We start from the raw sequence: 21,665 nt of genomic DNA on the forward strand, positions 1-21,665 counted from the left end.
ACGGACACCAGCGCCGTTACTTGCATGTTTCAGCGCCAATTCGCGCCGAAATCGGCAAAATAGGCGCCCCTGTGTCCGTTAGAATCGCATCGGGCCGTTTTTCGCGCCAGTAGCTGCCGTGGTGTCCGTTAGATGTTGCGTAATGACGATACGGCTCGCAAAGTCCTTTTTTGCGCAGCCTCACCATCAAAAAATCGCCACTCACCTTGCCTGAAAGCAAAGTAAATGGCGATTTCTATGACCAGCACGCTGCCTCCACATGGATTCGAGTCAACGTTATGGTTTACGGTTTACGGTTTACGGTTTACGGTTTACGGTTTACGGTTTACGCCCTACACTCCACGCTCTACGCTCTTCGCTTCTCTACGTCACCTTCACCCTTAGCTCTCCTCCGTCCGCTCCTCGTCCCGCATTTCCTCGTAATCCGGAAACTCCAGAAATCCGATGCTTTTGAGCTCGTTCATATGGATCTCCGACAAATCCTCCAAAATGCGCATCCCGGACTCCGACAGCCGAATGAAGATGCTCCGCCCATCGTCCGGGTTAGGCACGCGGTATACGAGCTCAAGCTGCTCGCAGCGCTTAATCAATTCCACACAGGCATGCGGTGTAATCCGCAGACGTTCTGCAAGCTCCTTCGGGGTTGCGTAATCGCGTCCCGGGAACCCCATGATCGCCAGCATCAGCTGATGATACTGCGGAGTAAGCCCTTTCGCCCGCGCCGCCGACTCACTGAAATGTATAAATTTACGGAGTTGATACCGAAATAACGCTAACTTCTCATAGACCGCCTTGGGTAATCGCTCTTGTGACATACGCTGCTCCTTGTAGATCATGATATTCCATTCTATCATACGAAACGGATCGAAAGGTACGCTCTATTCAAGCATTGACAAATAGCGAGGGAACTATGAAAATGTTGAAGAACTGCACTTAGGAGGAACATATGGTCTATTTAGCCGTCTTTATCTTTATTCTTACGATTACGTTCGTAATCTGGCAGCCTAGAGGTCTTAACATCGCCTGGTCTGCCTCGGCCGGCGCCGTGCTGGCACTGCTGTGCCAGGTTGTGTCCCTGCAGGATGTCGTCACGGTGACGGGCATCGTCTGGAACGCCACGCTGGCCTTTGTCGGGATCATCCTGATCTCGCTCGTTCTCGACAGCATCGGATTTTTTGAATGGGCGGCCCTCCACATGGCGCGTATGGCCGCAGGCGACGGCAAACGCATGTTCATCTATGTCATCGTGCTCGGGGCGGCCGTTTCCGCCTTCTTCGCCAACGACGGTGCCGCGCTCATCTTAACGCCGATCGTGCTCGCCATGGTTCGCGCGCTGAAATTTCCGGACCGCATGGTCCTGCCTTTCGTCATGGCAAGCGGATTTATCGCCGATACGACGTCCATTCCGTTCGTTGTCAGCAACCTGGTTAACATCGTATCCGCCGATTTCTTCGGCATTGATTTCGCGACCTATGCCAGCCGGATGTTCGTCACAAGTCTCTTCTCGCTAGGCGCGAGCTTACTTGTGCTGTATCTGTATTTCCGCAAAGACATTCCAAGGGATTACGATAGGACTCATCTGAAAATACCCGCTACAGCCATCAAGGACATGCGGCTTTTCCGGTTATCGTGGATCATCCTGGGCATCCTGCTCGCCTCTTACTTGGCCAGCGGATTCACCCATACGCCCGTCTCCTTCATCGTCGGCTCCGCTGCCCTCGTATTTATGCTGATGGCCCGCACCAGCAAAGCCGTTCAGGCGAAGCAAATCATCAAAGACGCTCCCTGGGGGATCGTCATCTTCTCGATCGGGATGTACGTGGTCGTCTACGGTTTGAAAAATGCCGGTTTAACCGCTGCGCTCGGCGAACTGATTGATGTGATCTCGAAGCATGGCTTATGGGCCGCTTCGCTGGGGATGGGCTTCCTCGCCGCCGTTCTTTCCTCGGTGATGAACAATTTGCCGACCGTAATGATCGGTGCACTGGCGATTCATGGCACCGATACCTCTGGCATCGTACGCGAAGCGCTCATCTATGCCAATGTGATCGGCTCCGATCTGGGACCGAAAATGACGCCGATCGGATCTCTCGCGACACTGCTGTGGCTCCATGTTTTGGCCAAAAAAGGCGTGAGAATCACTTGGGGAACGTATTTCAGAATCGGCATCGTGCTGACGATCCCTACTTTGCTGATCACCCTGCTGGGATTAGCCCTGTGGTTGGAGATTATTGCCTGAGCGGCGCATGATGTTTACATTTATGTCCACACTATGAAAACCGGCTCCTTTGTTTTTCATTGCTGCATGCAGAAAGGTGGACTTTATGGTTAAGCAATTGCAAGTCATGCTCTTTATTTTTGCCGTGTACTGGGCCGTCCTGGCGATCTCGCCGACCAACCGGATCCAGTGGCTGATGGAGAACCTGCTGCTCGTCGCCGCCGTGACGCTTCTTCTATGCACATACCGAAGATTTCAATTCTCGATGATTTCCTATTGGTTTATCTTCGTGTTCCTCTGCTTCCATGCCTATGGAGCACACTATACGTACCAAGGCACGCCGTTTGACGCATGGCTGAAGGGAACTTTTCATACGCACAGAAGCTATTACGACAGAGTCGTGCATTTCTTGTTCGGCCTGTTCTGGACCTATCCGGCCCGCGAGTGGCTGACCCGCGTGACGGCGGTACGAAAGGGGATCTGGTCCTACGTCTTACCCGTGACCATCGTCTTTGGCTTCAGTTCACTCTTCGAAATCATTGAAATGATAGCGGCACTCGTTGCGGGACAAGCGGGGCAAGAGTATGTAGGCATGCAGGGCGACCCTTTCGACTCAGAAAAGGATATGGGGCTCGGTCTGGCCGGAGCCGCCCTAAGCATGTGCATACTGGGCTGGAAGCGGCACCGGGAGCCCGCGGCGGATTAGCATCAGCTTCTTGGCGCCCACAGCATGATTGAGACACCTATGACACAGACGACGGCACCGGTCCAGTCGTAAATGTCGGGTGTTTTTTTGTCGACCACCCACCCCCACAGCACGGCCAGAACGATGAATACGCCGCCATAAGCTGCATACACCCTTCCGAACGATGGGAAGGTCTGCAAGGTCGGGATGATACCGTACAGGATGAGCACGATGCTGCCCGCAATCCCATACCATAACGGCTTGGATTCCCGCAGCCAGAGCCAGACCAAATATCCTCCGCCGATTTCGGCAAGTCCGGCAGCTATGAAAATCAATATTGAAAACAACACTTGCTCGGACTCAGCTCCTTCCTTATTTCAATCTCAAGATGTCCCCAAGATCTTCTTCCCGCGCGGCTGCTGCCCGTTCGCATCCGGTTCTAGTGTAACGCCGAAGGAATCGACCTGGAAGTCGCTTCCTTTCACCGGAATACTGTACGTGAGTACGCCCGTTCCTTTCTCATCCACGCGAAGGGTTCCGCAATTATATCGCTTCCCGTTCCGGTTGAACCAGACCTGGTAAGCGGACTCTCCTTCCGTTTCATTGAGACCTTGCAAATTGATGACGACATTATGTACGTCTCCGTTCTGCAGAATCCACGCCGTACCCGAAGCGCTTGGCATCGAGCTTTCAACGGACTTTAATTGATAAGTATGCTTGATTTCAGCGGGACTGCCGAGCCCCGGATTTGCCGAAAGCACGGAATCCTTCGACCCCTGGCTCCACCAAATGCCGACGGCTAAGCCTGCGACAATCGCCGCCGTCCAGCCATATATCCACTTGTTGGAACGCTTCTTCTTCATCTTGACCGCCTCAGCCTCAGGGCGTGGCGGCACGATTGCATCCTTGACGGCCTCAGCCTTAGGGTGCGGCGCCACGATCGCATCCATCACCTGCTGCTTCAAGTCCGGCGGAACATCCACTTCTTCCATTTGGAAAGGCAGCGCCTGCCAGACCGCCTGCAATTCGCTCCATTCTTCGCGGCAGTTGACGCAAGTTCGCAGATGCCGTTCGAAAGCCGCGCGCTCAAGCTCCGTGCAGTCGCCGGTCACATAGTTGACCAAGTAACCGCAGTCTATGGTTTCATGTTCTTTCATGACGTCATCCCTCCCTCAACGATGTCAGATGCTTGCGAAGTATTTTCAAACATTGATGCAACCTGCTCTTGATCGTACCGACCGGTTCGTTCGTGCGGGTTGCGATTTCGCTCAGTGAATAGCCCTGCCAATACATCATATCGATCAACTGAATCTGACTTTCCGATAAATGCACATACGCCTCGTGAATCTGTTCCCCGATCCATTTGCGCGATAGGACCGAATCCGGATCCGGGTCATCGGAGACAAGTGCATGCTCCCACTCCCTAGGCTCATAGCGAACGACTTGCTCGAGCCGGCGCTTTTTACGCAAATAATCAATGGTCATGTTGCGCGTAACGGTGATGATCCAGTTGACGAACCCGCCCTTGCCGGGATCATAGCCTTTCTCCGTCGTCCACAGACGCGTGAACACAAGCTGAACGATTTCCCTGGCAGCCTGTTCTTCCTTCAATGATTTCAGCGCGAATGAATACACAAGCTTCGCATAACGATCATAAAGCTCTTCCAAAGCGGGCTGATGCTTACCGAGAACCAGCTTCATGAGTTCCGCGTCTGTTCGATTACGCATATTCGGCACACTCCGAGTCGTCATTAAGTTTATACGTTTACCATATCGCTCGGAGGATGTATTGGCAATAGATTTATAGAAAAACAAAGCCCCGGAAGCTGAACGTGCCAGCTCGCCGGAGCGAAGTTAGGAACTATTGCGAAGCTTTCGTTCCGCTGAATGCCGCAGGATCAACTACATACCAGACATGACCGACGTCCTGCCCAGTCGTGTCGCCCATCTTCTTATCGTCTACCCAATAGTACAGCGGGAAGCCTTTGTATGTCGTTTGCAAGCTGCCGTCCGCTCGAGTCAGCGTGCCGAAATCAGCGGAATTGACGCCGGTCGGCGCGGAGATCGCATCCGAGTAGAAGGCAGGCCATTTCTCCAGGCATTTGCCGGAACAATTGCTCACGCCCTTCGTATCCTTATCGTAATAATACAGCGTCATCCCGTTCGCATCGGTCAAATAGTTGCCAAGATCCGGCTTCGTGCCGATGGCAATCCCGCCGTTCCCCGGCTTAATGACGAACCATACTTTGCCGACGTTATCACCCGTCGTGTCTCCAGGCTGCTTATCCTTCGCAAAATAATAGAGCGGCCATCCCTTATATGTAAGCTGATCCTTACCGTCGGTACGCGTAAACTTCCCGAAGTCGGCGGCGCTGAATTCAGCCGGAACGGTAAAGCTGCTGTCATTGAAGATCGGCCATGCGCTCAAGCACGCTCCAACGCAGGAATTCACATCCGCAGCATCCTTCGTAAAATAGTACAGGGTCATGCCTTTGGTATCCGTCAAGAAGCTGCCCAGCTGATCGCTCTGCTTCAACCCCAGCGCCGGATCATCCAGCTCGCTCAGCTTGCTGGCGCTGATCCTGCCCTTGCCGCTCAAATCCGCAGCCAACGTGCGGGTCGATCCCTTCACTTGCGCCTTCAAGGCTTCAAGCGTGGCTGACGCGATATGCAGGTTCTTGAACGTCTTCACACCGGCGATCCGGGTTAACCCTTTAGTACCGGCGAAAGGAATGGTCTCGGCATATTGGAAATCAGTGCCCTGCGCGTAACCTAGCGATTCCAGCAATACTTTATAGTACTGCTGAGCCGTTATCGCAGCTAGCGGTTCGAAGGCATCGCTCCCCGTCCCTTGCCAGCCCAGATCAGGATGCGCTTTCAAATAACCGAGAACCGCTTGATTCTGCTTGGAGACCGTACCGGCATCCGCGAAATTCGCAGTACCCTGGAACGCCAGCGCCTCCGCTTCCAGCCCTTTCAACCGGAGAGACATCACGGCCGCTTGCAGTCTCGTCGTTGACTTATTCAAGTATTCCGCGGTCAGTCCGCTGCCTTCGCCTTGCAGAATGCCCAAATCGCCCGCAATATCCGCTTCGGACTTCACATTCAGCGGTTCGGCCGCAGCGGCCGACCATGCCGCTGTAGCTGCTGCGATACCCGCTAATAACAGGGATGAGATGAGTGCTTTTTTAACATTGATCATATTTATCTACGCCTCCTTCATTTTCTACTTAAGGTAACGAAGGGAACGAGCGGGCGGTTTGCCGCTTTGTGAAAAAAGTTTGAGACGCCCTCCGGCAGGGAATACTACTGAACGAATATGACGTTCGGAGGCGTATCCATATGGCCGTTTCAACCAAAGGAACATTGCTCGTGGAAGGACATGAGCTGTCGATCACTAACCCTAATAAGCTGTTGTGGCCGGAGGCCGGGATTACCAAAGCGGATTACCTCGCCAAGCTGTCCGAGCTCTCCCCTTACCTGCTGCGCTATTGCCGCAACCGGCATTTGACGACCATCCGTTTCCCGAACGGGTACGATCAGAAATCCTTTTATCAGAAGAACGCTCCTGATCCGCTTCCCGACTTCGTGAAGCTGGCGCCGCTCGACGGGATCAACTATGTCCACCTGGACTCCTTGCCAACCTTGCTGTGGCTGGGCAATTTGGCCTGCCTGGAATTCCATCCTTCCTTCCACCGGATCGGCGAGACGCTGCCTGCGGAATGGATCATCGATATCGATCCCAGCTTGGAAGAAGAGCCGCGCATTATGGAAGCTGCGCATATCATCGGTGAAGTGCTGGACTCCCTGCGCATCCAATCGATTGCCAAGACCTCCGGAGCTACCGGCGTGCAAATTTACATCCCGATCCAACACGGCTACACGTTCGAGCAGCTGCGAAAGATCGGTCATTTCATTGCGTCCTATGCCGTGAAGATGTACCCGAAGCTGTTCACCATCGAGCGGTTCAAGAAGAATCGCGGCGATAACATTTACATCGATTACCTCCAGCACTGGTACGGCAAAACGCTGTCCGCACCTTATACGCCCCGCGCCAGAAAAGACGCCTCGGTCTCCACTCCCCTGTTATGGAAAGAGGTCGAGCTGCGTCCCAGTCCGCGTGAATTCAATTTGCATACCGTCATGGACCGGCTGCGCCGGCACGGCGATCTCATCGAAGGCGTTCCTCTTCAGAATCTGGACGCTATCCTAGCCCGGCTGCAATAGCATACCGTTGTAGTAGTACCCACGACACTCCGTTAAATCAGAACAAAGGGGAGAGCAGCCGCGCGATCACTTCCTTCCCTTTCTCCAGCCTGGATCTCTGTTCAAACTCGGATAGCTTCAGCTCGTCGCAATCCTTAAGGTCCATCAGGAAGTCGGCCTCCAGCCGTTCAATCACATCTTGATTAAACATGACGGCATTCAGTTCGAAATTGCTGAAGAAGCTTCTCATATCCACATTCGCCGTCCCCACCGTCGCCATCGTGTGATCGATGAGCATGACCTTGGCGTGCATGAAGCCTTTGCGGTACAGGTAAAACTGGACCCCCGCCTGCATCAGCTCCAACAAATAGGAGCGCGAAGCGTATTGAACAATACGGGAGTCCGCCTTGTAGGGCAGGATGATGCGGACATCCACGCCGGAGATGACGGCCGTTTTGAGTGCCATCATGATGCTCGCGTCCGGAATGAAATAGGGTGTCGTCATATACACCCGCTTCTTGGCGGCAATGATCCCTGCGAAAAACATCTCCTGAATCGCATCCCAATACGCGTCAGGACCGCTTGAAATGACCTGCACCAAAGACCCTTTGGGCACATGGTGCTCGGGAAACATGGATGCGTCAACAATTCGCTGCCCGCTAACGAACAGCCAGTCGGTCATGAATGTCTGCTGCAAATAATAAACGGAGTCGCCGCACAGCTTCAAGTGCGTATCCCGCCAGAAGCCCAGCTTCGGATCGGCTCCCACATATTCGTCACCGATATTGATGCCCCCGACAAAGCCGACCAAGCCGTCGATGACGACGATTTTACGGTGATTGCGGTAGTTCATCCGTTTATCGAAGAAGGCGATCAGCGGTCTCAGGAACGGGTATACCTCAATGCCCGCTTCTTTAAATCTGTTTATGTATGCATTTGAGAGCGTATAGGAACCGATTCCATCATAAATGACTCTGACCTTGACGCCTTCTTGCGCTTTGCGGATCAATGCCTCTTGAAATCTTTTCCCCGTTTCATCATGCCTGATCGTATAAAACTCGAAGTGGATATGCCGCTTCGCCTTCTCTATCGCTTCCAGCATAGCTGTATAGGTCACATCCGCGTTGGTCAGCACTTCGACCCGGTTGTGCGGCGAAATGGACGATCCCGGAATATTGTGCAGCAGCCCGAACAAGCGGGAATCCTCGTAGAGCGGATAGACGAGCTCATTCCGAGCCTCATCTTGCCGGCTCCAGCCAACCCATTGATGCTTGATTTCCGTTACTCTACGCCGCCCTTTGCGCCGTACGATTTTGCGCTGCGTGTATTCCTTCGCCAAGAAATAGTACATGATGAATCCGATAATCGGAAAAATAAATAGAACGAACAGCCACGCCACCGTCTTGGCCGGTCGTTTGTATTCCCCAATCAGGATCGTGGCCGTCTGAAATATGAAAAGCAGCAGTATACATACAACCCAAATCATGGTTCCATCCCCTCTACCGCCACAAGGTGCGTATCGTCCCTTGTGCCTTGTCCCGTTAGCTTTTGCCAACGCCTTCTCCGCTATACTCACACGCCGCCGACAGAGGAGCGGAATAAAATTTTCCAAGTTTCGTAATAAAATCCTTCATTTCGCAGAGAATAATATTCGCATTCTTATGATCTTCATTCCGCTGCCTGGCAGGAGGTGCCAATCGCTTGGCCAAAACATCCAATCCCTTGATGAAGAGCATCCTGCGCAAGCGCCCATCCGACAAGCAGGAAGATGGCGGCAATGAATCGGCGGGTCTTCAGGATTCGCTGGATTATCATTTCATTGATGAGCTGAAGAAAACGCCGCTCTCCTTGCTCCTGGATGACAATCATGCCTTCATCAAAACCATTTTCCAGGACTGCTCCGACGTCGTCGTCCGCGAATTCGAAATCGAGCCGAACATTCCCGCGCTGCTGCTGTTCGTCGACGGGCTCACGAACACCCAACTGCTCAACGAAACGATGAAATCGCTGATGCTGCTGGGTGGCGGCGAAACCGCCATTGAACGCATCGTCGGCGCGATTCTGCCCGTGTCCCAGACGCAGGTCTCCGACAATTACGGGGACCTGCTCGTATCCGTGCTTGGCGGTGACGTCGCCCTGCTCGTAGAAGGCAACGCCAAGGCGATCCTGCTGGGCATTCGCGGAACGGAGAAACGCTCCGTCGGAGAGCCGGAGACGGAGACCGTCGTGCGCGGACCGAAGGAAGGGTTCGTGGAGAGCATCCGCACGAACACCTCGATGATCCGCAGGAAGATCAAGACGCCGAGGCTCAAGATGAAGTCCATGTGCATCGGCAAAGAAAGCAACACCAATGTCGTCGTGTGCTATATGGACGATCTGGCTACGCCCTCTCTGGTCGAGGAAGTTGTGAAGCGGCTCGAGCTGATCAAGATCGATGCCATTCTGGAGTCCGGCATGATCGAGGAGATGATTCAAGACAATGCCTACTCTCCGTTCCCGCAGATGCAGAATACGGAGCGTCCTGACGTTGTGGCCGCCGCACTTATGCAAGGACGGGTAGCCATCATTACGGACGGAACGCCGTTCGTGCTTATCGTCCCGTTCGTCTTCATTCAGACGATGCAGACGAGCGAGGACTATTATGAGCGGTTCCAGATCGGCTCGCTGCTGCGCATCCTGAGGTACGTCTTCGTTTTCTTATCGTTAACGACACCGGCACTCTATGTCGCCATCACGACGTTCCATCAAGAGCTGCTGCCGACGACGCTGATGCTCAGTGTCGCGGCCTCGCGGGAAGCCATTCCGTTTCCCGCTGTCGTCGAAGCCTTCATCATGGAGATCACATTCGAAGCGTTAAGGGAAGCGGGCATTCGGCTGCCTAAGGCGGTCGGCTCCGCCGTTTCCATCTTGGGGGCGCTCGTCGTCGGACAAGCAGCCGTCCAAGCCGGTATCGTATCAGCCCCGATGGTTATCGTCGTTTCGATCACAGGAATCGCCTCTTTCACGATTCCGCGCTTCAACGGTGCGATCGCCATTCGGATGCTGCGCTTCCCCATCCTGATGGCGGGGTCGGTATTCGGCTTCTATGGCATCTTCTTCTCGCTCATGATTCTGATCGGCCATATGGCGAATCTGCGCTCCTTCGGCGTTCCGTACTTATCGCCGATCGGACCGCTGTCCTCCGGCGATATCAAGGACGTCTTCATGCGCGCCCCATGGTGGCAGCTGGAGAAGCGCCCTGAATTCATGTCGATTCAAGACAAGCAGCGCATGGACGACAAGCTGTCCCAGCAAATTATGCAGGACGGAGGCCTAGACGGAAGCTCCATTCAGCATGTGCACCATTCCAGCGAGGAGGGCAATCAAAATGGTTCATCCTAAGCGGCTAAGCTTGCTCACCTTGATCCTCTTGCTTCTCCCATTGCTGTTGACCGGTTGTTGGGACCGGACGGAAACGAACGATATCGCCTTCGTTCTCACATCCTCCGTCGATCTGGAAGAAGACGGCAGATACCGTGTATCCTACTTGCTGCCGCTTCCCGGCTCCATGGGCGGAGCCAGCGGGGGCGGCGGAGGGACCTCGGGAGGCAAGAGCTACTACATTGATTCCGAAGTCGGAGTCACGATGCGAGAAGCGACTTCCAAACTGCAGATGCGCATGTCACGGCGCTTGTTTCTTTCCCACCGGCGGACGATTGTGATCGGAGAGGCCCTCGCCAAGAAAGGCATTGCCGTTTTATTCGATACGGTCCCCCGCACGCCCGAAAGCCGGATGACGTCTTTCTTGGTCATTACCAAAGGCAAAGGCTACGACTTGCTGAACGCCGAGCCCAAATTCGAGCGGTTCCCGGCTGAGGTCATCCGGGAGCTGACGAAATCCCGGCAATCGATGGCCACCTCGACCAAAGATATCGGCATGACGTTAAGCTTCAAGAGCGACCCGATCTTAACCTACCTGGTACGTAAGGAGTCGGAGGGTTCCAAGAAACCTTCCAGCGAGATTCAAATGATGGGTTACGGGCAGTTCAAAGGCGATCGACTCATCGGCATTTACCAGAAGAAAGAATCCCAGGGGATCATGTGGCTCCGCAATCAGGTGAAGGAGCATCTCCTGACCTTTCCGGCGGAGGGAGGCAAAGACATTTCCATCCTGGTGACCAAGGGGCAGGTACAGATCAAACCGAAGCTTCAAAGCGATAAAGTGATCTTCGATGTGATCATCGATGCGAGCGGTTCGGTTCGGGAGAACTTCTCCGTGCTGGATCTGAACAAGGCGGAGGTGATGCGGAAGGTAGAGCGGGATCTTGCCAAGCAGATCAGCGAATCCATTCAAGCTGCCGTGAAGCAGATGCAGAAGGAAGGCACGGATTCCGCGCAGCTGGGGTTAATCGTTTGGCGGAGTCACCCTAACGAATGGTATAAGCGGGTCGAAGCGAATTGGGATACTTATTTCAAAGAGGCGGAATTTCGCTTGCACGTGAACGCCTCGATACCGGAAACCGGGTTGATTAACAAAAATGTCATTGAAGAAGGGATCTGACTTGCGATATGGACGGCATCTTCATGCTCAGCTTCCTGAGCACGCTAGCCGGTTCACTGCTCATCGACCGCCGAATGCTTAGGCAAGAGACGGGCGTGATCAAACTGACCTACGGGTTATTCACCTGCATAACCTTAGGCCTCTTCATCAGCAAATATCTGCATTGGAAAATTCCAATGCCTTCGCGATTCTTCATTCATACAGTATCGCCATGGTTCGCGCGGATGATGGGCATCTGAAGGCTTAAGGATCTAATGATAAAAGGCGGTTTCATATTCCATGGATACAAAACAAGTCATTAATCAGCGGCAGTTTTCCTGGCTGGCTTCTTCGGTTATCACAAGCGGCGGGGTCCTTACCTTGCAGAACGTGCTGATCCGAATTTCCCAGATGGACTCCTGGTACAGCTACTTGCTTTCGGTTTTCTATGTATTTGGGGTTGCCAGCTTTTTCGCCTATATGACGAAGGTATATCCGCAAAAGCATATTTTCGAAATATCGAAAGAGGTGCTCGGCCGGTTCGGCGGCACGGTCATTAATTTGATCATGCTGTTTCATTTCTGGCAAATCGTCATCCGCGACATATCGTCCGTTTCGAGGTTCAGTACAACGCTGCTGCTGCATAATACGCCGCTTGAGATCTTGATCCTGCTGCCCTGTCTGCTGCTCATCTACTTCGGCAAGAGCAGCGTGGAGGTCATCGCCCGGGTGAATGACTTGTTCTACCCGCTATTCGTCATAACCGTTCTTATGATGCCGCTCTTGCTATCCAACGAATTTTATTTCCGGCTTGTGACACCGGCTATGACCATGCCCATCCAGCATGTCGCCGTCAGCTCCTTGCTCACAATCGGAAGCGCTGGAGATATCTTTATCCTTGGCGCCTTCCTGCATATGATATATAACTCCAATCAAGTCCGTTCATCCATTCGGCACGGAGCACTGCTTGGCATTTTCCTGCTGACGCTGTCCATCTTCTTAATTCTTGTCGTGCTAGGGCCCAAGATGCCGGGGAATTTCCTGTATCCCTTGTATAATCTCGTTCAAACGATTCACGTTACAGACTTCCTTGATCGTGTGGACCTCATCATCCTCATGATCTGGTATCCGACCATCTCTTGCAAAATCATCGCGATCTACATGGCGCTGCTCCTAGGAATCAGCTCCATGATGGATAAGCGCAACTACCCGACCATCAATAAGCCGGTTGCGCTGTTCATGATGATTACGACATATTTATCATTCAAAAGCACGACGGAGCTGCTGACCTTCTCGAATTACAGCGCTCCGATCATTGTGCTTGCCTACCAGCCTTTGGTCATGATTATTCTCACTGTTGCCGTTGCCCGGAAAAAGAAAAAGGATCCTTCGGCAGGCCATCTTGCCTCAGATGGACAGCCTCCCGCCGTGCGGCCGTCCCAAAAGATGGGCAAGCTCAGTCAGCGCTACTCGTATAAACAATGGCTTTGGTTTGGCAATACGCTCGTTGCGTTGGCAACCTTTTGCTTACTGACAGGGTTCATCTTCAGCAGGTATCATTCCACCATCGGAACGATCTGTGCGGTTATTTTCGCGATCTGCATGATACTCACCACGTTAACAACTTATATGGAGGTGAGTCTGCTGAAGCAAGCGGAAGCGAGTAAATAAAAAAGCACCCGTAAAACAGGTGCTTGCTGCCGATTAGACGGGTACGTTCTGATGAAGCCGGCTTTTGGCCACTTTCAGGTAACCGTACATATTCAGAAATTCACTTTCATTCGCGAACCGTAACTTGAGCGAGCCGGCCGCTTCCTGGATATATGGCCTTAAGGCCGAAGCGCCCCCTCCGATGACATAGAAGCATTGGATATCCGGGTACTTGCGCCACCGCTTTTTAATCATCTCGATCATCCGCGACGCAGCGCGGCGGAAATGCTGATCAACGATCGACCGGATGTCGACTTGGCCTTCGCCTAGCTGTTGGACGGTGAAGTCCCGGCTTTTGATCCGCTGCACGAGCTTCGCGCGGCTGGGAAATACGTAGCCGTACGCATCTTCCACATCGCGAATGATCGCGTCGAGGTACGTGGCAATCCCGATCTGCTCGCCATGGCTGAAATGGTTGTCAATCGCCATCCGCTTGATCACCGGGAAGTCGGTAGTCAAGGCGCCGATCTCGCAGACACCGATGCAGCCGTTGTATATTTCTTCGTCCTTGACTTGCAGACTGTCGTGCGTAGCCAAATGGAAAATGGCGGCGGCTCCTTCGATGGAGACTGCGACCTTGCGTACAATGACTTTGATTTTGCGGTTCCGGAATTGCGGTGTGGAGAGGAAAGTCACTTCATGCTCGCCAAGCAGCCTCTGTTCGAATAGCTGACTGTACTTAGCGAAGGCGCGGACCGGCAGACCCGTTCCCAGCGTATATTCGACTTCGTCCACATTGCCGTAGCCGCTGTTGAAGGCTTGCGCTGCAAGACCTTGATAGGCCAGTGCCGTGAGCGCAACGATCAGCGATTGATCCGAAACCGCTTTATTGTCGGTGTCTTCCAATTCCAGATTATCTTCGTGCTCCAGCGCAAGCTGTCCGACGAAGTAGCGCTGGTTTCTCTGGGCAAGTGACGGACTGTAAATCATGACATCGAGCGCTTTCCATGGGGAATCTTCTTCCTGCAAAATATGCCTTTCGTACCCCGGGGCGATTATATTCGGGATGACAAGCGGTTCCCTGGAACCATCCAATACGAGCTTGATACTGTCGTTACCAATATCAATACCTGCTAGCTTAACCATGCGTTCTCCACTCCAAATCTGAGTCTTTCCTGTAATTGTAAAGAAGATTCGATTATATCCGACACGATTCCTTCCTACTTTAGACTCATTTTATGTAGGACCATTAGGTATAAGGAAGGTTTTTGACGGAATATGACGAATGACACCATTACCAAATTAAACCACGACAAGGAGACTAGTTTGCCGTTATGAAGCTCAAATGGAAGCCAAAAAAACTGACGCTGGTCATCATTCCCGATGCCAATCAATCCGTCGTCAGGTTTCGAGTACCCCATTTATTCGCTTATACCGCTGCAGCATGTTTCGCTCTGCTGCTCCTTATTATGATAATTACATACGCCGTACACGCTCGAACCGTGCAGAAAGCCAGTGCTCTGCAGGCCAAGTTAAGCGGAGCAAGCCAGCAATGGAACGAAACGTTAACCTCCAAGGATAAAGCCATTGAAGAACTGCAGAATGAAGTGATTCAGCTCTCCCAGCAAGCCGAGCAAATGAAAACGCAAGTGGAAGAAATGAAGAAATTCGAAAATGATCTCAAATCGATTGCCGGGCTGGATGCCAGCGCAACCGGCAAAGCCGTTGCCAGTGCTGACTCGGGGCAGCCGGACAAAACCGTTCAGGAGCAGGCATCCCCTCTCGCGAGCGGTATTGGCGGTGGCCCAAACCCCGCTTCGCAGGAAGCGATAATGAAGCTTGGCGAGCAAACGTTAGCCTCCTTCACCGCCTTGCATACCGAAGTGAAAGAGCTGCAAACGAGCTTAACCGAAACGAAGCAGAAGGTTGCCGACAAACAGCACCTGCTCGCGATCACGCCGACGCTCTTCCCGACGAACACCAAGATCGTCACTTCGACGTTCGGGTATCGAACGGATCCTTTCACCCGCCGCCCGAGCTTTCATTCGGGCATTGATTTCGGCGCCAGGGAGAACGATCCCGTCTTCGCAACTGCCGATGGGAAAGTCGTCAGTACCGGCAAAGACATCTATCACGGCAATAACATCGTCATCGAGCATTCCAAGGGTTTGCGCACTTGGTATATGCATTTAAATAAAATACTCGTCAACAATGGGGAATCCGTAGCCAAAGGAAGTACGATCGGCTTGGTAGGCTCCACGGGCCGCAGCACCGGGCCACACCTTCACTATGAAGTTCTCAAAAACGGGGAAAGCATCGATCCTAAACCCTATCTTAAAGCGAATCGAAAGGATGACTAGACACCATGTTTAAAGGGAAGAAAAACCTGATAAATCCGAATACGACAGATACGTTGATTGGCGAAGGAACCACCTTCGAAGGACGCATTAAATCCGAAGCGAGCATTCGCATTGAAGGCGGCATTACTGGAGATATCGATTGCGCCGGCGACGTCATCATTGGGGAACGCGGTGTCGTGAAATCCAACATTTCCGCCAGGGATGTCATTCTGGCCGGCAATGTGCATGGCAATGTGACAACGAAGGGCAAATTAACGATTACATCAACAGGCTCCCTGTACGGCAACATTAGCGCCGCTTCCTTCATCATCGAAGAAGGCGGGCTCTTCCAGGGGAACAGCAAGATGGAAGCGGCCCAACCGGCGGCAGCTCCCCAGCCAACAGGAGATCTGGATACCATCAATCCGCCTGCGCCGGCACCCGCCGGTGGTGCTTATAAAGGCAATACTATCGCCATGTAACGAACGTATGGGATGAACTTATGGGACGAGACAGGAGCAGCATGGATGGGTACTGTTTTGAAAACGAAATGAAAACGCCCCTAGGAGATGCGATTCTTGCATGGTATAATAGTTGGACACTCATTTCTAACTGATGCAGGAGAACACGCCTATGAGAGAACAATCGATACTCTTTGATCTTGATGATACGTTAGTGCACTGCAATAAATATTTCGACGTTGTGATCGACCAATTCGTCGATCTCATGCTCACTTGGTTCGCCGGGCACGGGCTAGCCGCACAGGACATCAAACAGAAGCAGCTGCAGATCGATCTTGCGGGCATCCATATTCACGGCTTCATGCCCGATCGTTTTCCGCAATCGTTCGTTGAGACTTACCAATGGTTCAGCGAGCGGTTCAACCGGCAGAGAAGTGCCAAAGAAGAATCCTGGCTCATGCAGCTCGGCCATACGGTCTATGAGTACACGGTAGAGCCTTACCCGCAGATGAACGAAACGCTCGAGCAGCTGCAGCAGGCCGGACACCGGCTGTACCTGTACACCGGCGGCGATGCTTCGATTCAGATGAAGAAAGTCCGTGATCTGAGCCTAGACACCTACTTCCACGACAGAATCTTCGTCACCGTGCACAAAACGAAGGAATTCATGGAAACGATCATGCTCGAGCAAGGCTTCGACCGCCAACATACTTGGATGATCGGCAACTCGGTCAAAACCGATGTATTGCCAGCCCTGCATGCCGGTATCCATTCCATCCACATTCCCGTGGAGCAGGATTGGGCCTACAATACGGGAACGATTGACATAACGCCACAAGGCGCCTTCTTTCAGCTCGGCTCCTTGCAGGAAGTTCCATCGACGATTCAAACGTATATTGCCAAATAAATGAAAAAGACGATTCCCGGATGCAGATATGCAGCCTTGGGAATCGTCTTTTTGTATGGATTGGCTTGACAGAGTCGGGTGCTCTTAACAGGAAATCCTCCTGTTAATTTCGGTGAAATGAGCGGTTGGAGCGAAGTTACTGGAATTTCTCCCGTTAATCAGCCCTCTCGCCCCCTTCAAAGGGGGAATTTCGCTTGAATTAACGTGATGATTTCCAGTTAAACGTTTAGAAGCCGCGATGGAACACAGAAATAACAGGAGTTTTTCCTGCTGTTACTCAGCCGAGCCAGCTATTTAGCAGGGGCGAGTAGCCGAACCGAAAATAAACGGAAAAACTCCTGTTATTCCATTGTCCAAATAGCATGTAGGGCGAGGAGCATCCCTGCCCGCCGTGTGGTAGTCTTATGCCGCTACGTCGCGCCGGCGGAATATTTCCCAAGAAAGCAGATTAAACACAACGAAGTAGCACACGAGCACCGTAACCGAGAAGCCGAGCGACATCCCTTCCGCCAGAGGCTGACCTTCCAGATAAGGTGTCAGATCCGTGTTGGCGAACAGGAAATATTTGCCCCAAGGATAGCGAAGCAGCAGCATAGCGATGACCTGTCCGGCAAACATAATAAAAATGCTGAGCCCGATCGCCAAGGAAGCGCTTCGGAATACGGTCGAAATCATGAAAGCTAACGTGACGATCATAACGAGTTCAATCAGCTTCAGTCCGTATGTGGCGAACGTGAACCCCAGCATGCTGCTTTCATGAACTTGCCCGCCGGCATCGGCGCTCAAATGCGGTAGACCGAAATTTTGAAACCCGTAAAGAAAGCCATTCACGATAAGCGACGCAATAAACATGACAACCAATAATGTGGCGGCAAAAAGCAGCGTGGTCACATACTTGGATAGCAGAATCTTCGCCCGGCTGGCCGGACGTATCAACAGCAGCTTGATCGTCCCCCACGTGAACTCGCCGGCGACCATGTCGCCTGCAATAATGACGGTAAACAGCGTCACGAGTACGATCATCCCCGAGGCCCGCAGGGCGCCGCCCCATAACGTATTCTCCGTCGGAGGGTAGTTATGCGCCAGCCTATACTCCTGAATCGCTAACTCTTCCTTCAATTGCTGTCTGAACTTCTCCGGAATATCGTTGTTCTCAAGCTCCCTCTTGTTATGCTCGATTGTATCCGCTGCCTGGGCTTTCCAATTCTCTTGCGAGCTCGCGTCCGCCCCCGGGTGTGAAACCAGAGCGGCCAGAACGACGATCACGATAAGCAGCAGCCCCAGTATCCACGTCCGCAGCCTGCGGTAAATTTTCATCTGTTCATTCATTATTAAATTAAGCAATCGGGTCACTTCCCGTCATCTCTAAAAATTGATCCTCCAGCGATTTCTTCGCCGCACGAATCCCATACACGGCCAGCCCGGCTTCAACGAACCGTTTGTTCCAAAGCGCCGTTTCTTCGCGATCCAGCAGGAGGACCGGTCCGCCATCGGACGCTTCGGCTTGCACGGCCTGAGCGGCCGCCAGCTCCAACGCTTTGGTTTGATCGGAGGCCGACATTTCAAATGCGACATGCAGCTTGCCTTCTGTCTGGGTATACCCGTGAATCAATCTGACGTCCACAAGTTTGCCGTTCTGAATGATGGCGACCCGGTCGCACATCAGCTCCATCTCGGCCAATAGATGACTCGACACGATAACGGAGATGCCTTCCTCCCGAGTCAGTTGGCGCAAATGATCGCGCAGCTCGCGTATGCCGGCAGGATCCAGGCCGTTCGTCGGCTCATCCAGGATGAGCACGTCCGGCTTGTGGAGCAGCGCCTGGGCGATGCCTAGCCTTTGGCGCATGCCTAACGAATACGTCTTCACCTTATCGTAGATACGGTTTTCCATGCCTACGAGTTCAATAACCTCGCCGATGCGCTCAGCGCCAATACCCGGGATCATCCGCGCGTAATGGACCAGGTTGTGATACCCGCTCAAAAATTTGTACATCTCCGGATTCTCCACAATCGCGCCGACATGCCGGATCGCCTTCTCAAAGTGCGTCCGAATGGAGTATCCGCCAATCCGGATATCCCCCTCCGTAATCGCCATGAGGCCGACCATCATGCGAATGGTTGTCGTTTTGCCCGCTCCATTAGGTCCAAGAAAGCCGAAAACTTCGCCCCGTGGCACATCGAACGTTAAACCGTCAATAATCGTTTTACTGCCGATCCGCTTCGTTACATGCTCAATCTGCACAATCGGCGTTTGGGCTGCTGTCATTGTCTCACTCCTTAGGCAAGTCGTTCAAGTTACTCAAGTCATTCATTCTTTCGAGTCATACGGCGTCACGCTCACAATATGACTGCGCTCACTATAGTTTTATCCAAATCTTATGTACAATGGTCTCATACAATTTCGCCGGTAAAGGAGTTCCTCTATGATTCAAAGAAGACCTTGGCACGGTGTAGAGTGGTCATTATTCATCGTGTTGACCGGCTCCGTACTGCTTGGCCTGCTCTATGCGCTGCTCCATATGAATGAGAATGAACATAGCAACATTTTTCTTACCCTGTGTGCCCTGCTGCTTTCCTACGGCCTGCCGTTTCTGTTCTGGCGACCTAACTACATCCATACAACACTGTACCCAATTTCCGTTCTGCTGACAGGGATTCCTCTACAAATCTATCTATCTTGGATGCAAGAAGACGCTTACCTTACTATTAATTGCCCATTAATGGTCATCGGATTCCTAACCGATCGAAAAAATGCCTGGTGGGCCGCCCCGATCTCGCTCGTCGCCATGCCTGTCGCCTACTTCCTGATCCTTCACATGGGCATGGGGGTCGGCGAATTGTTCAGCGTCATCCTGAATGCCGTGCTGTTCTACGCGATCGGTTTAAGTTTACAGCGGGTGGTTACTTCAAATGAAAAGACGGAGAAGCTGCTGGCGGAGAACCAACGTCAATACCTGCTCATCCACGAGCAAAATAACGCCCTGGAGCAGTACGCCAACCAAATCGAACAGCTGACGCTGCTCGAGGAACGCAATCGGATGGCGCGCGAGCTGCACGACACGGTTGGCCATACGTTCACCTCCGTGATCATGGGCATGGATGCCGTCTCTTATCTGATCGAAGCGGCTCCCGACAATGCCAAAGAGAAGCTGGACGTTCTGCGCGGCGTTACACGCAACGGCTTGGAAGAAGTCCGTCGCAGCATTCATCAGATGGTGCCCAAAGAGGGCGATATGCTGCTCTCGCAACAATTAACGAGGCTGGCGAACGAGTTCGCCCTGCATACCGGGACGCAGATCCGGTTCACGACGGCCGGCGAAGAATACGAAATTCCGAAGCAAACCAAGCTCTCCCTCATACGCTGCTTGCAGGAATCGTTAACGAACGCCAAGCGGCACGGACGTGCCACCTCGGTCGAAGTTACGCTCAGCTACAAGGGTGACGGGGTCGGCATCCGGATCGAAGACGATGGTGTCGGGACGGACCAGCTCAAAGTCGGCTTCGGCATCAATGCGATGCAGGAGCGGATTTTCGCGCTGCAGGGCACCTTGCAGGTCAGCTCAGCCGCCGGGCAAGGGACGATCGTGGAATGCTCCATTCCCGCCAAGCGCCTGCCGTCGATTTGAGCCTTACCTGTTGGCACGCCGCTATCGCGATGCTGCCCCCTAGCTTGAATCCATGCGCTTTAGCACGGCTAGCGGGCGGTGGTACACGGTGGTACAATATGGATACACATGCTTATCATGCATAGGAGGAACCCGCGTGAGTCAAACACCGCTGAAACTGCTCCTGGTCGATGATCAGGATTTAATAAGAGAAAGCCTCCACATCGTGCTGGGGATGGACCCGGACATCGACGTCGTGGGCTTGGCCGAGAACGGCCGCATCGCCCTCCAGCAGTGCGAAGAGCATCGCCCGGATGTCGTCCTGATGGACATCCACATGCCCGTGATGGACGGCGTCGAAGCTACCCGTCAGATCAAAGCGGCTTGGCCGCAAACGCGCGTCATCATCCTGACGACTTTCCAGGAGATTACCTATGTCGTGGACGCGTTGGGCGCCGGAGCCGAGGGATATCTGCTCAAAGCGATCCATCCGAAGGATTTGGCGGCCGGCATCAAGTGGGTGCATCAAGGCGGCACCCTCATCCCGCAGGATATCGCACGCATGCTCGTTGAGCAGGCCAGAGGCGCCGCCGAACCGTCATCGCGCGATGCCGAGGCGAAGCCGGCGGGCGAGGAGGCTTCGCGCACCGACGCCTACGGGCTCAGCGAGCGCGAGGTGCAGGTGCTGCAGTGCATCGCCGACGGCCTCAACAATAAGGAAATCGCCGAGAAGCTGTTCCTCTCCGAAGGAACCGTCAAAAATTATATTTCCAGCATCTACTCCAAGATGGACGTCCGCGACCGCGTGCAAGCTTCCAAGAAGGCTCACGAGGAAGGAATGCTGTAAGACCGAAGAAGCGGTGCAGGATGAGCCCTAGCTCATCTTGCACCGCTTTTTTGGGCATATTTAGGTACCAGGTCCTTTCGACCACAACCGCACCATGGCGGAATGACACGACCTTATCTACGCTAACTCCGCTGTCCGAAGCCCCATATGGAAATACAGTACCTTATTCGTTACGCAGCACTGCATTTTGGACCTAACTCGAGGGAATAGCGAACAATATTTCCT

21 protein-coding genes are annotated in these 21,665 nt (G+C 53.1%); 12 read left to right on the forward strand and 9 right to left on the reverse strand.

Translation table 11 applies throughout. The annotated features are described in order from the left end of the window. Positions 1–380 precede the first annotated feature (380 nt). Entirely contained in the window at positions 381–815 is a 435-nt protein-coding gene (locus tag J2X61_RS26555; protein WP_274466974.1) for a MarR family winged helix-turn-helix transcriptional regulator, read from the reverse strand. A 131-nt stretch (positions 816–946) separates the two neighbouring features. On the opposite strand from J2X61_RS26555, the gene J2X61_RS26560 reads away from it, so the two are divergent. Together J2X61_RS26560 and J2X61_RS26565 are read left to right on the forward strand one after the other, a co-directional pair. Next, the gene (locus J2X61_RS26560) at positions 947–2,239 is read left to right on the forward strand and encodes an arsenic transporter (RefSeq protein WP_310192142.1); all 1,293 of its coding nucleotides are present in this window, start codon (positions 947–949) and stop codon (positions 2,237–2,239) included. Between the two features lie 85 nt (positions 2,240–2,324). Next, the gene (locus J2X61_RS26565) at positions 2,325–2,924 is read left to right on the forward strand and encodes a DUF2238 domain-containing protein (protein ID WP_274466976.1); all 600 of its coding nucleotides are present in this window, start codon (positions 2,325–2,327) and stop codon (positions 2,922–2,924) included. Between the two features lie 2 nt (positions 2,925–2,926). On the opposite strand, the gene J2X61_RS26570 is transcribed toward J2X61_RS26565, so the two are convergent. The 4 genes from J2X61_RS26570 to J2X61_RS26585 all read right to left on the reverse strand — a co-directional run bounded on the left by J2X61_RS26570 (position 2,927) and on the right by J2X61_RS26585 (position 6,105). Then, on the reverse strand, positions 2,927–3,253 hold the full coding sequence (locus J2X61_RS26570; RefSeq protein ID WP_274466977.1) for a YnfA family protein: 327 nt from the start codon (positions 3,251–3,253) through the stop codon (positions 2,927–2,929). Positions 3,254–3,286: 33 nt separating this feature from the next. Beyond that, positions 3,287–4,060: an anti-sigma factor gene (locus J2X61_RS26575; protein ID WP_310192145.1), complete on the reverse strand. Its 774-nt coding sequence runs from the start codon at positions 4,058–4,060 to the stop codon at positions 3,287–3,289. A gap of 4 nt (positions 4,061–4,064) precedes the next feature. Next, positions 4,065–4,631: a sigma-70 family RNA polymerase sigma factor gene (locus J2X61_RS26580; protein WP_274466979.1), complete on the reverse strand. Its 567-nt coding sequence runs from the start codon at positions 4,629–4,631 to the stop codon at positions 4,065–4,067. A gap of 133 nt (positions 4,632–4,764) precedes the next feature. Then, the gene (locus tag J2X61_RS26585; protein WP_310192149.1) at positions 4,765–6,105 is read right to left on the reverse strand and encodes a hypothetical protein; all 1,341 of its coding nucleotides are present in this window, start codon (positions 6,103–6,105) and stop codon (positions 4,765–4,767) included. A gap of 140 nt (positions 6,106–6,245) precedes the next feature. Here J2X61_RS26585 and ligD point away from each other — a divergent pair, with 140 nt between their 5' ends. Continuing rightward, entirely contained in the window at positions 6,246–7,130 is an 885-nt protein-coding gene (gene ligD / locus J2X61_RS26590; RefSeq protein WP_274466981.1) for a non-homologous end-joining DNA ligase, read from the forward strand. A gap of 37 nt (positions 7,131–7,167) precedes the next feature. Here ligD and cls read toward each other — a convergent pair whose 3' ends face one another. After that, complete coding sequence (cls, locus tag J2X61_RS26595) at positions 7,168–8,595, reverse strand: cardiolipin synthase (RefSeq protein WP_310192153.1); 1,428 nt, start codon at positions 8,593–8,595, stop codon at positions 7,168–7,170. Between the two features lie 239 nt (positions 8,596–8,834). On the opposite strand from cls, the gene J2X61_RS26600 reads away from it, so the two are divergent. Genes J2X61_RS26600 through J2X61_RS26615 form a run of 4 tightly spaced genes read left to right on the forward strand, consistent with a single transcriptional unit; the run spans position 8,835 to position 13,299 of the window. Beyond that, complete coding sequence (locus J2X61_RS26600; RefSeq protein ID WP_396135511.1) at positions 8,835–10,490, forward strand: spore germination protein; 1,656 nt, start codon at positions 8,835–8,837, stop codon at positions 10,488–10,490. Next, positions 10,477–11,649, forward strand: coding sequence for a Ger(x)C family spore germination protein (locus J2X61_RS26605; protein ID WP_310192159.1), 1,173 nt, complete (start codon positions 10,477–10,479; stop codon positions 11,647–11,649). Before J2X61_RS26600 ends, J2X61_RS26605 begins: the two co-directional genes overlap by 14 nt. 8 nt (positions 11,650–11,657) lie before the next feature. Further along, positions 11,658–11,888: a hypothetical protein gene (locus tag J2X61_RS26610; protein WP_274466985.1), complete on the forward strand. Its 231-nt coding sequence runs from the start codon at positions 11,658–11,660 to the stop codon at positions 11,886–11,888. Positions 11,889–11,928: 40 nt separating this feature from the next. Further along, a complete protein-coding gene (locus tag J2X61_RS26615; protein ID WP_274466986.1) occupies positions 11,929–13,299 on the forward strand; it encodes a GerAB/ArcD/ProY family transporter in 1,371 nt (456 codons plus the stop codon). 33 nt (positions 13,300–13,332) lie between these two features. Here J2X61_RS26615 and J2X61_RS26620 read toward each other — a convergent pair whose 3' ends face one another. Beyond that, on the reverse strand, positions 13,333–14,424 hold the full coding sequence (locus J2X61_RS26620) for a ParM/StbA family protein (RefSeq protein ID WP_274466987.1): 1,092 nt from the start codon (positions 14,422–14,424) through the stop codon (positions 13,333–13,335). Positions 14,425–14,612: 188 nt separating this feature from the next. Between J2X61_RS26620 and J2X61_RS26625 the strand changes: the two genes are divergently transcribed. The 3 genes from J2X61_RS26625 to J2X61_RS26635 all read left to right on the forward strand — a co-directional run bounded on the left by J2X61_RS26625 (position 14,613) and on the right by J2X61_RS26635 (position 16,985). Next, complete coding sequence (locus J2X61_RS26625) at positions 14,613–15,638, forward strand: M23 family metallopeptidase (protein WP_310192165.1); 1,026 nt, start codon at positions 14,613–14,615, stop codon at positions 15,636–15,638. A gap of 5 nt (positions 15,639–15,643) precedes the next feature. Continuing rightward, positions 15,644–16,099 carry a bactofilin family protein gene (locus tag J2X61_RS26630; protein ID WP_310192168.1) on the forward strand — a complete coding sequence of 152 codons (456 nt, stop codon included), beginning with the start codon at positions 15,644–15,646 and terminating at the stop codon, positions 16,097–16,099. A 151-nt stretch (positions 16,100–16,250) separates the two neighbouring features. Continuing rightward, entirely contained in the window at positions 16,251–16,985 is a 735-nt protein-coding gene (locus tag J2X61_RS26635) for an HAD family hydrolase (protein WP_310192171.1), read from the forward strand. Between the two features lie 402 nt (positions 16,986–17,387). Here the strand turns inward: J2X61_RS26635 and J2X61_RS26640 are convergent, their stop codons facing one another. Together J2X61_RS26640 and J2X61_RS26645 are read right to left on the reverse strand one after the other, a co-directional pair. Then, on the reverse strand, positions 17,388–18,314 hold the full coding sequence (locus J2X61_RS26640) for an ABC transporter permease (protein WP_310192174.1): 927 nt from the start codon (positions 18,312–18,314) through the stop codon (positions 17,388–17,390). A 7-nt stretch (positions 18,315–18,321) separates the two neighbouring features. Further along, entirely contained in the window at positions 18,322–19,254 is a 933-nt protein-coding gene (locus J2X61_RS26645; protein ID WP_310192177.1) for an ABC transporter ATP-binding protein, read from the reverse strand. Positions 19,255–19,411: 157 nt separating this feature from the next. Between J2X61_RS26645 and J2X61_RS26650 the strand changes: the two genes are divergently transcribed. Both J2X61_RS26650 and J2X61_RS26655 read left to right on the forward strand, forming a co-directional pair. Continuing rightward, entirely contained in the window at positions 19,412–20,614 is a 1,203-nt protein-coding gene (locus tag J2X61_RS26650; protein WP_310192179.1) for a sensor histidine kinase, read from the forward strand. A 52-nt stretch (positions 20,615–20,666) separates the two neighbouring features. Next, on the forward strand, positions 20,667–21,440 hold the full coding sequence (locus J2X61_RS26655) for a response regulator (protein ID WP_310192182.1): 774 nt from the start codon (positions 20,667–20,669) through the stop codon (positions 21,438–21,440). The last annotated feature ends 225 nt before the right edge of the window (positions 21,441–21,665 follow it).

The sequence above is a fragment of the Bacillus sp. 3255 genome (genome assembly GCF_031456485.1).
In the GTDB taxonomy this organism is placed as follows: Bacteria; Bacillota; Bacilli; order Paenibacillales; family NBRC-103111; genus Paenibacillus_E.